Annotated in this window: 1 protein-coding gene; it reads right to left on the bottom strand. The window is 30.3% G+C overall.

From position 1 onward, the window contains the following. Positions 1–50 precede the first annotated feature (50 nt). A partial coding sequence (locus ACYVTD_RS15100; RefSeq protein WP_461248530.1) for an ATP-binding protein occupies positions 51–690 on the bottom strand: 640 nt, incomplete at its 5' end.

Below are 690 nucleotides of genomic sequence, written 5' to 3'. Positions count from 1 at the left end.
GACATTGGAACTGTTTGAAAAAGCATTTACTACCTCAAAAACAAATATTCTTACTTATACGTCTTATCAGCAACTAATTTTTCAAATTCCAATACTTTGACTGGTAAGGCAAAAGATTGTTTTGCTGATACCATATAAAGATTACCAGGAATACTTTCATTCTGGATAAAACGCGAAATAACACCATCATAATTTATATTTGATCTAACTAACGATTTTATATCATCTGTATTACCCATATAAAAAGAAAAGAAATTCTCAGCTTGGGAGCGTATTTCATCGGCAATAGCTGATGGTCTTTGTGTAATTGCTATCATTCCAAGCTTAAATTTTCGTCCTTCTTTTGCTAATCTTACAAATGGATTAGCATTTGAACGAACAAATTCTTCGGATATTACATTTTGTGCTTCTTCTACACAGATTACCGTTTCAATAACTTTTGAATCATCTTGTGCTGTATAATACATTTTATTATTTTCAAACAAATTTCTAACCAAAACAGCTGATAACACATTAGCATCGTAACTGTCTTTTAATGATAAATCAACAATGACTGTTTTCCCTTGTTTAAGATATTCAAATATCTTCTCCAACATTGTTGAGCTATTTGAGTGTAATCCTTTTCCTTCATCAATCAATCTACTGATTCTTTTTCTAATAGCCATAATAGTTTTTCTAGCACTTACATCT

It is taken from the genome of Treponema sp. R6D11 (assembly GCF_054786075.1).
The sequence above is the reverse complement of the archived record's forward strand: the minus strand, read 5'-3'. Positions and strand labels throughout refer to the sequence as shown.